This is a genomic window from Pantoea stewartii (assembly GCF_011044475.1).
Lineage (GTDB): Bacteria > Pseudomonadota > Gammaproteobacteria > Enterobacterales > Enterobacteriaceae > Pantoea > Pantoea stewartii.
The window spans coordinates 169,316-182,981 of record NZ_CP049116.1 but is presented as its reverse complement, the minus strand read 5'-3'; the positions used below and the strand labels follow the sequence as shown (position 1 = coordinate 182,981).

General features: G+C 46.3%; 8 protein-coding genes and 2 pseudogenes. 7 read left to right on the top strand and 3 right to left on the bottom strand.

Annotated features, from left to right (window positions below; all coding sequences use genetic code 11):
• Window positions 1-98: 98 nt before the first annotated feature.
• A complete protein-coding gene (zigA, locus tag G5574_RS22265; RefSeq protein ID WP_054634061.1) occupies window positions 99-1,331 on the top strand; it encodes a zinc metallochaperone GTPase ZigA in 1,233 nt (410 codons plus the stop codon).
• A gap of 125 nt (window positions 1,332-1,456) precedes the next feature.
• On the opposite strand, the gene G5574_RS22260 is transcribed toward zigA, so the two are convergent.
• Window positions 1,457-2,827 carry an aldehyde dehydrogenase family protein gene (locus G5574_RS22260; RefSeq protein ID WP_058708870.1) on the bottom strand — a complete coding sequence of 457 codons (1,371 nt, stop codon included), beginning with the start codon at window positions 2,825-2,827 and terminating at the stop codon, window positions 1,457-1,459.
• 458 nt (window positions 2,828-3,285) lie between these two features.
• Between G5574_RS22260 and G5574_RS22255 the strand changes: the two genes are divergently transcribed.
• The 3 genes from G5574_RS22255 to G5574_RS22245 all read left to right on the top strand — a co-directional run bounded on the left by G5574_RS22255 (window position 3,286) and on the right by G5574_RS22245 (window position 8,239).
• A complete protein-coding gene (locus G5574_RS22255; RefSeq protein WP_006122024.1) occupies window positions 3,286-4,215 on the top strand; it encodes a RepB family plasmid replication initiator protein in 930 nt (309 codons plus the stop codon).
• Window positions 4,216-6,060: 1,845 nt separating this feature from the next.
• Window positions 6,061-7,260 (top strand): AAA family ATPase, encoded by a 1,200-nt coding sequence (locus tag G5574_RS22250; protein ID WP_039339560.1) that lies wholly within the window; start codon window positions 6,061-6,063, stop codon window positions 7,258-7,260.
• 7 nt (window positions 7,261-7,267) lie between these two features.
• On the top strand, window positions 7,268-8,239 hold the full coding sequence (locus tag G5574_RS22245; RefSeq protein ID WP_006122021.1) for a ParB family protein: 972 nt from the start codon (window positions 7,268-7,270) through the stop codon (window positions 8,237-8,239).
• A 2,492-nt stretch (window positions 8,240-10,731) separates the two neighbouring features.
• On the opposite strand, the gene G5574_RS22240 is transcribed toward G5574_RS22245, so the two are convergent.
• Window positions 10,732-11,103 carry a RidA family protein gene (locus G5574_RS22240; RefSeq protein WP_164483331.1) on the bottom strand — a complete coding sequence of 124 codons (372 nt, stop codon included), beginning with the start codon at window positions 11,101-11,103 and terminating at the stop codon, window positions 10,732-10,734.
• Window positions 11,104-11,125: 22 nt separating this feature from the next.
• Entirely contained in the window at window positions 11,126-11,458 is a 333-nt protein-coding gene (locus G5574_RS22235; RefSeq protein WP_164483330.1) for a hypothetical protein, read from the bottom strand.
• Window positions 11,459-11,792: 334 nt separating this feature from the next.
• Here G5574_RS22235 and G5574_RS22230 point away from each other — a divergent pair, with 334 nt between their 5' ends.
• The 3 genes and pseudogenes from G5574_RS22230 to G5574_RS23810 form a co-directional block, all read left to right on the top strand.
• Window positions 11,793-12,566: a YoaK family protein gene (locus tag G5574_RS22230; RefSeq protein ID WP_164483329.1), complete on the top strand. Its 774-nt coding sequence runs from the start codon at window positions 11,793-11,795 to the stop codon at window positions 12,564-12,566.
• Between the two features lie 468 nt (window positions 12,567-13,034).
• Window positions 13,035-13,232: pseudogene (gene tnpB / locus G5574_RS22225) on the top strand (IS66 family insertion sequence element accessory protein TnpB); the annotation flags it as partial.
• Window positions 13,231-13,407, top strand: a pseudogene (locus tag G5574_RS23810) (transposase domain-containing protein); the annotation flags it as partial. The pseudogenes tnpB and G5574_RS23810, both read left to right, overlap by 2 nt.
• Between the last annotated feature and the right edge of the window lie 259 nt (window positions 13,408-13,666).

Here is a 13,666-nt window from a genome sequence, read left to right as displayed (position 1 = left end):
CAAAGAAATGGAAACCCTGAATCCAACTAAGCATATTGAAAATGGCCGCTATTTTGTTATGTTATAACATAATATATTCGCCATTTAAGGATCACTTCATGTCAGGCCACTCTCTTTCATCGCCCACAGACAAACGTTTGCCCGTTTCCGTGCTGTCCGGCTTTCTCGGGGCAGGCAAAACCACCCTTCTCAACCATATCCTCAATAACCGTGAAGGCAGGCGCATCGCCGTGATTGTCAATGACATGTCGGAAGTCAACATTGATGCAGCCTTAGTACGTAATGGCGGTGCGGCACTGTCTCGTACGGATGAAAAGCTGGTGGAAATGAGTAACGGCTGCATCTGCTGCACGCTACGTGAGGATCTTTTGCTGGAGGTGAAACGGCTGGCGTCGGAAGGTCGTTTCGACCATCTGGTCATTGAATCAACCGGCATTTCCGAACCGCTGCCCGTTGCCGAAACGTTTACCTTTGCCGATGAAGAAGGTGAAAGCCTGTCGACGGTGGCAAGGCTGGATACCATGATCACTGTTGTGGATGGTTATAACTTTCTTCGTGACTACCGTTCACTGGACTCCTTACAGGCGCGTGGCGAATCACTGGGCGAAGAGGATGAGCGCTCGGTTGTGGATTTGCTGATCGATCAGATTGAATTTTGCGATGTTTTGATTGTGAACAAAACCGATCTTATCAGCCATGAGGATCAACGCACGCTCAAAGCGATGCTGCACAGGTTGAATCCACGGGCGCGCATTATCACCAGCCATTTTGGTAATGTTCCGCTCGATCAGGTACTGGATACCGGCCTGTTTGACTTTGACCAGGCCGCTCAGGCACCAGGCTGGCTAAAAGAACTTCGCGGCGAGCATCAGCCAGAAACAGAAGAGTACGGTATTCGTAGCTTTGTCTATCGCGCAAGACGTCCGTTTCATCCTGAACGATTCTGGCATGCGGTTAATCATCAGCTTGAGGGGGTGATCCGTTCGAAAGGTTATTTCTGGCTGGCCAGCCGTCCTGAATATGCAGCGTCGTGGTCTCAGGCGGGTGCGATAGCCCGGCATGGCTATGCAGGCAGCTGGTGGGCCAGTATCCCGCGTGATAAATGGCCACAGGACAGTGAATCCCTCGCGTTTATTGCCGACAACTGGATAGACGGGACAGGCGATGCACGACAGGAACTGGTTTTTATCGGCATCGATATGGATGAAACGGCAGTGCGTGCTGCGCTTGATCACGCCTTGTTAACCCCTCAGGAAATGGCGGCGGGGCCGGGATACTGGGTGACGCTTTCCGATCCCCTGCCCGGCTGGTTCGATGACGCAGAATCGTAACGGATCTTTTTCTGCAAAGGATCCTGTTTTGTGTCAGGCAGAAATCAATGTTGTTATCCGATGGGAAAAGACAGTAAGCCGGCGCACTGCTGCGCCGGTAGACTCAGGGGATAATAAAATACTGGTTAGCGCCGGTTTTTCCAGACTGTCTGAATATTACAGAACTCATGGACGCCAAAGTGCGATAACTCACGACCATAGCCACTCTTCTTCACGCCACCGATAGTCACGCGTGGATCGGATGCACCATTGCCATTGATAAATACAGCACCCACTTCGAGGTTTGCCGTCATCTGCTCAGCACGATCGGTGTTGTTCGTCCATACCGTTGCACTGAGTCCGAATTCGCTGTTATTAGCGATTTCCAGCGCATGATCCGCATCACGGGCGACTGCGATAGCGGCGACAGGCCCAAAGAGCTCTTGCCTGAAGGCTGTCATGTCACTTGTTACATCAGACAGGATCGTCGGTGCATAATAATTGCCCTGCCCTGCTATTTTTTCGCCACCTAACACCAGACGTGCACCTTCACGCAGACTCGCTTTGACCTGGTCATCCAGTTCATCGCGGAGATCGTAACGGGCCATTGGGCCAATGTACGTTTGTTCATCCAGCGGATCGCCAATTTTAAGCGCCTTAACGGCTTCAACAAAACGCATTTCAAACGCTTCCGCAATCGGCGCTTCAACGATAAAGCGTTTCGCTGCCATACAAACCTGCCCGGTGTTCTGGAAACGGCCTGTGACTGCGGATTTAACGGCTTCATCAAGATCAGCATCAGCCAGCACGATGAAAGGATCTGAACCACCTAACTCCAGCACGGTTTTTTTCAGCGCCGCACCCGCCTGGGCAGCTATAGCGGCACCCGCCCGGACGCTGCCTGTTACTGCAACCGCTGCGATGCGATCATCCCGGATTGCGGTTGAAACGCCTTCGTTATCGACGTTTATCAGGTTAAAACCGCCTTCAGGCAGATCTGTAGCATCGAACAGCTCTGCCATCAGCATTGCGCTTCCCATGACATTAGGGGCGTGTTTAAGCAGATAAGTGTTACCCGCCAGCAGCATCCCTACAGCACCGCGCAGAACCTGCCAGAAGGGGAAATTCCAGGGCATTACCGCCAGAATAGTCCCGATTGGCCGGAATGACTGCCACGCATCGGGAATCTGTGAGGGTTGGTCTTGCAGCATGGCAGGGCCAAATTCAGCGTACCAGTCACACAAACTGGCACATTTCAGGATCTCTGCTCTTGCCTGTGCAACAGGTTTACCCATTTCCAGGGTTATCATTCGCGTCAGTTCTGGCTCACGCTGGCGAAGTTGTTCGCTCAGTTGACGAAGTACGTTGACACGCATGTCCATGCTGCTTTGCCGCCACGCTTTACTGGCCTTGGCACTTGAGTCTAACGTCTGCTCCAGTTCAGAAGCGGTTTGCATTGGATATTTTGCAAGAATTTCACCCGTTGTGGGATTACGCGAAATGGCAAAGTCAGTCATGATCGTGATCCTTAGTAATGACGAAATTCTGTCACCATACGCCGTAGTAATACTGATGAAAAATGAATAATAGTGATGAACTTGTTTCTGAAAAATGAAGGTACAAGTGAGTGCGTTTGTCCGGGACGGGTGGCAGTTACCTTATCTTTTTTAAAAAAACGCTATTCAGAGAAACATCACTATGATCTGTTATCGCTGAGTTATCCACTTATACAGTGAATAGTTCCTATATAACGATCATAGAGAGATCCATAATAGATCCAAAGAGATCCCCGATCGCTGCAGGCCGCACCACACAAGGGCTGAGAGGGGGTTGGTGTTCACTGTAATCAGCAAACTATTCACTGTAATCAGTACTTTATTCACTACACACTGTAGAAAGTTCACTATAATCAGTGCTAATGTTCACTGTAATCAGAAAACGATCCTTTTCATCCACAGAATGAAGATCTTATCCCATGGCAGATAAAGATAGTGAAAACAAAGCGTTACTAGAGCCTTTTCTGTCTGTGACTAAAAACAGCGGTGAAGTTATTCAGCTTCATCCCAATAAAAATAACACTGTTCAGCCTGTTGCCTTGATGCGACTGGGACTGTTTGTACCAACGCTTAAATCCACCGCGCGCGGGATTTCAGGCGCGATGGCGTCCACGGATGCGACGAAAGAACTTAAAAACCTCTCGCTGGTGAAAGCGGAAGGGTATGAAAAGATTACCATCACCGGTGCCAGGCTGGATATGGATAATGATTTCAAGACATGGGCAGGCATCATCCAGTCTTTTTCGCGTTATCCTACTCAGGGCGATACGGTCACGCTGCCCTTTATCGATTTCGTTAAAATGTGTGGAATACCATCAGCAAACTCTTCTGCTGCCTTACGTAAGCGGCTTGATGCATCCCTACGGCGAATTGCGACCAATACGCTGTCCTTTGAAGGAAACGGTAAGGCCTATCACACGCACCTTGTTCAGTCTGCCTACTATGATCGTGAAAAAGATATTGTTCGCATACAAGCTGATCCCAAGCTTTTTGAGCTCTATAACTTCGATCACAAGGTTTTACTTCAGCTACGCGCCATCTCCCGTCTGAAACGTAAAGAATCGGCTCAGGCGCTCTATACGTTCCTTGAGAGCCTTCCCACCAACCCTGCGCCTATATCACTGGCACGCCTGCGTATGCGCCTGAATTTAGGATCTAAAATTACGACGCAGAACCACGTTGTGCGACGCGCAATGGAGCAGCTTAAAGAGATTGGCTATCTCGACTATTCTGAAGTCAAACGCGGACGCTCTGTGTTTTTCATTATCCACAGCAGAACGCCTAAACTGGATGGTATCGGCAATCTTGAAGGCATTGATACCCTTGAAGACATTGAATTTGAAGAATAGCGCGCGCATTTACTGTAATCAGTAAGTTTTGCGTTGCAGTGTCACTTTTAACGAAAAAGTGACACTCTACGCCTGTTAATACACTTCTTTCACTCCTTACCTACAATCATTCACTGTAATCAGCAGCATTCACTATAGTCAGTAACGCCGCTGAAGTTATGCTGTTGGAACGTCTGCCATCTGATTTTATTTTAATATTATTTCAATGACTTATAAGTAAGTGTGCGCTTACTATTATTTTATTAATTTTCTGCTTATCCTTTTTTGCCTCGCCTTGCTGATTACAGTGAATACTGGCTGCGTTTATTCGCGCCCTGCCTTTCACTGATTACAGTGAACGTTTGTGGAGAATGATATAACTGATTATAGTGAATATTGTTATTAATTAATTGATTTTATTTGTATTTTTTTTTGGGTTAGACAACGCAGGGTTGAACACGTTGGCATTAATAAACAATCACAGTAAAAAAGTGACAGGGTTAGTGGTAACGCTGATTACAGTGAATGTTATGACGGGTTAAGCCGACAAAATGCATTTACTGATTCCAGTGAATCTGTCCTCTGTTCGTCACAAGGTTCCTGCTGATTACAGTGAACGTTCCGAAGTTAGATCCAGATTACTGACGGCAGCAGCTACGTTTACTGATTACAGTGAATGCTATCGACGTGTCATGGATGGACCACAATGTCAGGCAGAGGCTGATTCAGAACAGGGCGTTTACTGATTACAGTGAATGTTACAGGGAAGCGTATCATTCTTATAGCCTTCCAGCCTGATGCCATGAGCATTTTCTCCTTCTGAAGGCTGCATGTGTTACTGATTACAGTGAATATTCAGGGGGGCGGGCTGATGAAACCTCTTCCGGACTTCTCTACCCGACAACAAAGACTGCCACGCTGGTATGGGGTTTCTGCTTCTGATTACAGTGAATGTTTACGTCATTCCCCTTCCCTGTTTATTTTTCGCTAAAGGCTCGTCACGGTCTGTATCGCTACGCCTTTATCGCCAGGTCCGGCCTCAAAGCTGGCCCGGCATCACTTACTGATTACAGTGAATGTTTTAGTCGATGCCTTTCCACATCTGTTGCGACAGAAGCAAGTCGTGTGGCAAATAGCGGCATCTCTGTGGTCAGGCTTTTCATCTGCAGGCAACTGGAAGGGATACTGATTATAGTGAACATTGCGGATGTATATGTTCGCTCTGTCTGATTTTTAGAGAGTTAGCATTGAGACACAGCTTGCTTCAGTGAACACAGGATGGGTCCAGAACGCCCCTGCTGAGTCTAAGTAATAGATATTGATGCTGAATCACCTGCTGTGCTGTTTTGGCTGTCTGTCATCCTGATTCTGGCCACACGCTCGGCGCTCATCCGCTACTGAATACAGTGAATCTTTTACTGATTACAGTGAACGAATACAGGTTAAAAGGCACCTGCTGGTCAGATGCCCGTTAAATACATCCGCCAGCAGTGACGCCACAAGCGCAGTAGCTGCTGACCCTTTGCTACGCAGTTTTGCGCCCATGTGATCGGCGGGCTTTACTGATTACAGTGAATGTTCGCTTCTCGTTGTACGTACTGACGTTCTACTTTTCCTGTATAAACCGAGCGAAGATAGCCTCACGGTATCTTTGTCCAGCTGTGTGGGCGAGACGGATTAAGTTCATCCTCCTGTATAGTCCACCTCTGAACGCATCGCAGATGCTTATTACAGTAAATTATGTGTATAGCGTCACATAAATCATAAGTTCAGCATTAAACACAGGATAGCGTTTATAAGATAAATTCTTGCCCGATGTGCAGGATTTAGGTATAAAGTCGTAAATCCTACATATCTGGAGTAAGTATGGCTAACGATGACAGTCAGGTCATGAAAGTTGCTCAGCGTTCTGAACGGATGCTATTGAGCCTTACTGAACAAATTCAGGCGCAAAAGCTTGAGTTACAGGAAAACAGTTATTACCAGATTTATGCGAAGGCTGCGCTGGCTAAACTGCCAAAATTAACCCGCGCCAGTGTGGATTATGCAGTCAATGAGATGGAAGAAAGTGGCTACCAGTTTGATAAGCGCGCTGCGGGAAGTTCGGTCAAATACGCCATGTCCATACAGAATATCATTGATATCTATCACCATCGCGGCGTACCGAAATACCGTGATCGCCATCCTGAAGCCTTTACGTTGTTTGTCGGAAATTTAAAAGGCGGCGTATCTAAAACCGTTTCGACAGTTTCTCTGGCGCATGCGCTTCGCGCTCACCCTCACCTGCTCTATGAAGACCTGCGCATTCTGGTTATCGATCTTGACCCACAATCCTCAGCCACCATGTTTTTAAATCATGAACGCTCAGTCGGTTTGGTTGAGGCTACGGCCGCGCAGGCCATGCTACAGAACGTGAGTCGTGACGAGCTGGTGAATGAGTTTATCGTATCGTCCATCATTCCGGGCGTGGATGTGCTACCCGCCTCCATCGATGATGCGTTTATTGCATCTAGCTGGGATGAGCTCTGTGCCACGCATCTTCCAGGACAGAATGTCCATTCAGTGCTTTATGACAATGTTGTCTCAAAACTCAAAAAAGATTACGACTTTATCTTCATCGACAGTGGTCCCCATCTGGATGCCTTTTTAAAAAACGCGATTGCTGCTTCTGATCTTCTGATGACGCCGGTGCCGCCTGCACAGGTGGATTTTCATTCCACTCTCAAATATCTGACGCGTTTACCTGAGTTGATTGGCATCATTGAAGAATCGGGGGCAGAGTGTCGCCTTCAGGGAAATATCGGCTTTATGTCGAAACTCTCGAATAAAGCTGACCATAAGCTGTGTCATAGTCTTGCTAAAGAAATTTTTGGCGGCGATATGTTAGATGCAACGCTTCCGCGACTGGATGGTTTTGAACGCTGTGGAGAGTCATTTGACACCGTTATATCTGCTAATCCATCCACCTATGTGGGCAGCAGCGAAGCGCTAAAAAATGCGCGTTCTGCCGCTGAAGATTTTGCAAAAGCGGTTTTTGACCGCATCGAATTTATTCGCCTGAACTGAGGTTTTTATGAGTGCAAAAAGAATAACGATTGGTCGAACCTTCAGCCAGACGCCGTTAACTACCGAAAAATCCTCTGAACTCCCCTCACAAACCTTTGTGCTTTCGACGGGGAAACGCGCCGTGTTCAGGTTTAATCATATACCTGCCAGCGAAGTGGCTGCTAAAACCTTCGTAAATATGGAAACCAATGGTCGCGACCAGTCTGGTCTTACACCTGATTCATTACGCGACATTATTCGTACCATCAAACTCCAGCAGTTTTTTCCTGCCATTGGCATCATGCAGGACGAACGTATTGAGATACTGGATGGTTCAAGGCGACGGGCCGCAGCGTTGCACTGTAAAACCGGTCTTGATGTGTTGGTTACCGATGCTGCAATCACGTCCGATGAGGCACGCAAGCTTGCTCAGGATATACAGACGGCGCGCGAACATAATTTACGTGAAGTCGGCATGCGTTTGCTTGCGCTTAAAGAAGGCGGACTTTCACAAAAAGAAATAGCTGAAAATCAGGGGCTGTCTCAGGCTAAAGTGACCCGTGCATTACAGGCGGCGAGTGTGCCTGCCGATCTGATTTCGCTTTTCCCCAATCAATCTGAACTGACTTATCCTGATTATAAAGCTCTGCTCCAGGCTTCAGACAAGCTCAGTGAAACAGGGCAATCAGTTGACGCATTGATTAATGCGATTTCTGCTGAAATCGATGTGGTCAGAGCGCGTGAAAATTTAGCTGAAGATGAGCTAAAGAATAATATTCTTCGCTTAATCCGTCAGGGCAGCCAGACGTTGATTAAAGAGCCCGAAAAAGACAAAACCACTGCCATTGCGCTGTGGTCTTTCGCAGATAAAGATCGTTTTGCGCGTAAAAAAACGCGAGGAAGGATGTTCAGTTATGAATTTAATCGCCAGTCTAAAGAGCTGCAGGATGAGCTGGATAAAGTGATCTCAGAAACCCTGAAAAAATTCATGACACGATGAGCGTCTAACCCTGACCAGGCAAATAGCCTTTGCCTGGTTTCTTTCCTCCCTTCCTGCTTTGTTTATGCTGCTATTTACACTCGCAATTTCAGGCTGAAATCGCCATTTAATAGTCTTCCTTTCCGATATTAATATATTGAAAAATAAGTTCTTTTTAATCTCAGTGCCGTAAAATTTCGCCCGAAATTCTGTTTCGGGTCTTGGTTGTGCTGGTCGAAATTGTGCATGATCTGTAAGACTGTAATGAAAGCCTGACGTTCAGAAATCCGGTCTTATAATCATCTTATGGATGATATTTGTTCAACCGCTTACGCTTTTATCAGCTCTTCGTGCTGTCTCTCGACTGTTCGTACTAAAAGGAAAGTTTGAAGGAGTGATAGAATGCTTTGATGTTACGCTATAACGGCGATAAATTTGCGATTTTCTCTTATATATGCTTGTATTATATAGCTTTTATTTTGGCGATTTCACCCTGAAATTTTTCTAAAACTGCCAGCAATGTAAACCTCATCGATATGAGCTGACACCGTATCCTCACTAAACTTATTTGCCGCGAGAAAATCTGATAAACAATAAAATTATCAATAATGACGATATACAGAAAATATCCCTTAGTTATCCACAGAAAAAGTGGATAACTAAGGCTGTGATGGATAAATCACTCTGTATGATGATGTGCTAACGGGAAAGTATTTGGTAATGAGTAAGCCAAAGTTGTCAATGCATGGCACCATCACGATTTTGCCCGAATCTCTCTCACACGCTGATTAGCGCCCTCATCCCTCCTTTCTTTAAAAGTGAAGCCTGTAGTCGCCCGCACACTGCAGGACTGGGGCCAGCGAGTGAGGAAAGGTGAGACAAATGATATCACCCCTTTTTCTGTAAGGCGCTGTGAATGATGATGCAAATTCTCGTTGTATTAATAAAACCGCTTAAGCCTGCGTGTTGCGTCAGTATCATTGCTGTTGAATCGGCCGCAAAACGTTTCAGGCACCAGAATGCAGGTGACACAATCATTGGCTTTAATCTCACTTTTTGAAACGAAGAAAGGCTTATTACATCTGCTCCGGCTAATCATGTTCAAAAGGACAAAGCGATGGGAGTTCAGGTTTTAATATTGAATTCACTGTAACCAGTATTCTGGTGCCCTGAGCATGTTGCTCAGGCTTTGACGCTTACCGATGCTTCACACTACAGATTACAGTGAATCACTTGCCACGCATTGGTACCGCTGCTAGTCAGGAATATGCCGTTTACTGACGGCGCGGTGCACAGCCTGGGATGAGTATGGCAATGACATGAGATCTCTCGCTTAGTCTGAAGCGGCCATATGTAAAAATGCAGTTGATTACTAATTACTGATTACAGTGAACACCTGCTGCATGTTCACTGTAATCAGTGAGCCAAATGAGTTTGGCGATTTCAGGCTGAAATTTGGTCGTCAACCTTTCCGGGCGGAAGCTAAAAGCTAAGCCGTGAATGCGGTTACGCGCCTGAGTCAATGTTTACAACTCATCACGCTGAAACTGACTCGCATCGTTATTGAAGAAATACAGAATTAATATAATCCGGAAGGCCGCAAAGCGAAATCGGGTAAAAGTTAAACTTAATAAATCACGGCACTATAAAATGCGCGTCCAGCTAAGATGACCGTGACATTTTAGCGGCTTGCTGCATATCGCAAGCCTGCGGTACCCGTATTGCTGTCCGTGATTCATGTTCAGCGCGCTTGTCTTTCAGGCCGGCTCAATGACCTTAATATCAAGTGGTCTAGAGCTGCCACTAGCTTCGATCTTAACATCGCCGCAGCATCGCTGTTAGCCGTCCTTTTTATCTGTTTCTAGAATAAGCGTGCCAATAACGCAGTCATCTGTTCAAGCGAACTGACTACAGTGAATACTCAAACATTCACTGTAGTCAGTGATTCTCTTTGGCGATTTCAGGCTGAAATTCACATGTCATGGGTTTCTGAATGAATCCCTTTTACGAAGGCCCACGCGAAATACGAATTAATTAATCAGGTTCCTTTTGACAGGCACAGCCAGTTTGTCTAAATGAGAAAGCCTTATGCAGATAAACCGCAATTCTGGTTATGACAGGTATGCGACAGATTGATAAGCGAGCTGCGAAACGTCAGCCACTCGGTTTGTTATTCATATAGCAACGACAATGTTGCATATCTGTATGGCATGTCAAAAAGCTTTCGTCAGTATGAATACAAGCGCGATCGCTGCAATGTTAATAGCCAGCCAGCATCTTTCGCGTTGAGCATGCCTGAAAACCAGATAGCCAGGAGGGGAAAGTATAAAAGCCGGCGCCATAAGAGGAATACCACGTCAACGTGCAGAGCAAACATGTACCGCACTTATCTGAAATGATGTGAAGTCAGAAAAGGATGGGAGATGGAAATACATTAAGAACATGCTGTGCGTAAAGCATGTTCTTACCAGTTGGTGATATTACTCATATGAAAAGGGCAGGGCGAACTTTTCTTAAAGTGCAATGATCGCCTCAATCTCAATTAACAATTCAGGAGCAAAGAGGGCGCTAACCTGAACCAGTGAACTGGCTGGGAGAGCGGGGCCATAGCGTTTAAACAATACCTTACGAAGTGCATCAATATCAGTGAATGAAGTAATGAACAGGGTCACCTTTATCAAATTCTCTAACGACGTTTGTTCAGCGCTGGCGATAACCTCAAGCTGATCGAATATCGCTTCTGCCTGAGCTGCTATGTCACGCTGGCTTGCTGTCGTGCCGTGGGCGGTAAGGCCTGAAACATACAGTGTTCCGTTATGGCTGACGGCGTGAACATATGGCGCTGTTATTTGGCCCAGCGCAGCGTAATTTTTTCGTTGCAGCATGATTAAGTGACCTTTTGCGCAGCTATTTATTGTGGGTGAGCAAGTGCTGGCACTGCGTATTATTACTGGCGGCGAGTTGCTGCTGGTCGGGCGTCAGATTTTTCCAGACAGTAATGACACGTTTAGCCAGTCCCGGGATAAAATGGATTTTTTGCAATGCATAATCAGAGTTACTGCCTTCGATAACATTATTCATTGCATTGTATATCTGATGTTCATTTTGCTGAGGCACTGCACAGAGCACTGATACATAATAAGCTTTCTCTTCCGCATCATAATGCGGAACGAGCCACCAGGCCAGGCAAGCCAGCACAATAATTACAAGAACAATAAATTTAGGACCAACTTTTGCCATGATACAACCTTAAAAATATGACTGACAGTCTGCACAGTTACGAGTTTGGTTGCGTATCCTGCCATAAACATGAAGGGTTGTTAAAGCACATGGCTGGGGAAACAAGCGAAACAGTCTTTCGTTGTTTTATTAAATCAACTGCGAACACCCATTTTTAACATTTTTACGCGCCTTTTCGTTTCCTGTAAATAACTGTAAATATCAATATAATTAGGGTGTTATCTGTCCAGACTAGTCTGTATTTACCGTTACGTTTCTTAAAACCGACTATGCTAAAAAATCTACAACAGGCGAAATCATAAATGGTGCGGAAAAACAGTAACAGGGGAATCATATGCTGATAAAAAAGAAGAAATTGCGTTCACATACCGAAGACCGTTATCTTGCTCAGGCATTAGCGACAACGGCAGGTATTCTTAATGCCATGGCGCTTGGTGCGTTTGGTTTTTTTCCGTCACATATGAGTGGAAATACCTCTCAAATTTCAACTGAAGTTTTTACATCCGATTTTGACAGCCTCATCTTTCTTGCTGGATTAATTATGGCGTTTGTTGTTGGATGCACGTCGGCAAGATTATTTATCATTGCCGGAGAAAGGCGGAAAATAAGGACGGTTTTTTGTCAGATTATCCTGGCTGAAGGAATTGCTCTGACGTCTGCTTCGCTGTTTGAGAAAATGTTTTATTCTCCTGAGTATAATGGTGAAGTGTTATTGATGCTGGCTTTCCTGATGGGATTGCATAATGCGACGTCTACTCAACTCTCAAATGGTCGTGTTCGATCTACACATATCACAGGTACGCTTACTGATGCCGGAATTGCACTTGGCACGTACGTTTCTTCGTTCGTTTCTCGTGCCGAACCCTGCGACAGACGTTTTGCACAGAAACAGTTGCATACCCATCTGACCACCGTCTTTTCATTTTTGTCCGGGTGTATCGCCGGTTTAATGCTTTTTAAAGGTTATGGATTTAATGCGATGATTGCATTAGGTATTTTCCTTATCACCCTCGCGACAAGCGCCATAATAATCACCCTGAATAATGCAAAAAAGGTAAGCGTACAGCGCAAACCGTCTGCTCATAATCTGAAGCATCCGACAAAGTGATGTTCACCAAATAAGTAGTGGGAACCGAAGCGTCAGATATGCAGAAAAATATGACTCCCGGCAGGCGTAAAGACTGCCCTGATTATTCTCCTGAATTTAAACAGCAGCGCGTTGCTGCCCCCTGCGAACCCGGGAAATTCATTTAAAAGCTGGCGCTTGCAATGGCACTTACGCCAATCTGTTGTTTAAATGGCACCAACAATAGCGTGAGGGAAAGCTGCTATTACCCTCTTCAGAGAGTCCTCAGCTACTTCCTGTGACTCTCGATGCAGCTGCCGTATAGTCAGAGCCACTCGCAGAGGACCCGGGAACCCTTAATATTGGCTGTGAGGTAACGTTCCGGCACGGAACGCTCTGTCTCAAGGGCACTGTCAGCAAAAACCTGTTGACCCTGCTGATACAGGCGTTCAAACGGTAATCCCGTTACCAACAGGCACCAAAATCTGGCTGGTTGCCAGTATCACCGACATGCGTAACGGTTTCAATGGCCTCGCCACAAAAGTGCAGACGACGCTGAAAGACGATCCGATGTCCGGCCACGTCTTCATCTTCCCGGGCCGCAGCGGCAGTCAGATCATACGGCTGTGGTCTGCCAGTGACGGGCTGTGCCTGCTGGCCAAACGGCTGGAGCGCGGCCGCTTCGCCTGGCCGTCAGTCCGCGATGGCGCTGATGTGCAGCCTGATAGGGACGTGCAAACTGAACGATGTGGAACCTGAAAGCGATTTCCGGCATGTCCAGGACGTTATTGCTGACTGGCCGATAAACCGGGCGCATCGTCCTGCCAACCGAGTCGTCCTTGTTCGTCATTACGGTTCTCTCTGTACGCCTACATTTCTGTAAATTTCTCGCCCTTAAACCTTCTTCACTTTCACCTCTCCATTATCATAGATTCTGACGGGGTGGCTTTGGGGGCTTATTTCATATTGTCCAGTTACATACTTATTAATTGCAACTGGAGTAACTAATACGGCGCTAATAATCTCAGGGTTTTAAGTTTTAAAAGGAAATTTATTGGGATGTAAACTCAGTTTATCTTTCAAATGAAAATAATGTGGCTCCAATTGCTGTCTTCCTGGAAGGAGTGTGTATTTTCCATTAT

Bases quoted from the DNA above. Each gene is read 5' to 3' on its own strand.
- G5574_RS22240 (WP_164483331.1), bottom strand. From the start codon at position 11,103: ATGCTGCAACGAAAAAATTACGCTGCGCTGGGCCAAATAACAGCGCCA.
- G5574_RS22260 (WP_058708870.1), bottom strand. From the start codon at position 2,827: ATGACTGACTTTGCCATTTCGCGTAATCCCACAACGGGTGAAATTCTT.
- G5574_RS22235 (WP_164483330.1), bottom strand. From the start codon at position 11,458: ATGGCAAAAGTTGGTCCTAAATTTATTGTTCTTGTAATTATTGTGCTG.
- G5574_RS22245 (WP_006122021.1), top strand. From the start codon at position 7,268: ATGAGTGCAAAAAGAATAACGATTGGTCGAACCTTCAGCCAGACGCCG.
- G5574_RS22230 (WP_164483329.1), top strand. From the start codon at position 11,793: ATGCTGATAAAAAAGAAGAAATTGCGTTCACATACCGAAGACCGTTAT.
- zigA (WP_054634061.1), top strand. From the start codon at position 99: ATGTCAGGCCACTCTCTTTCATCGCCCACAGACAAACGTTTGCCCGTT.
- G5574_RS22250 (WP_039339560.1), top strand. From the start codon at position 6,061: ATGGCTAACGATGACAGTCAGGTCATGAAAGTTGCTCAGCGTTCTGAA.
- G5574_RS22255 (WP_006122024.1), top strand. From the start codon at position 3,286: ATGGCAGATAAAGATAGTGAAAACAAAGCGTTACTAGAGCCTTTTCTG.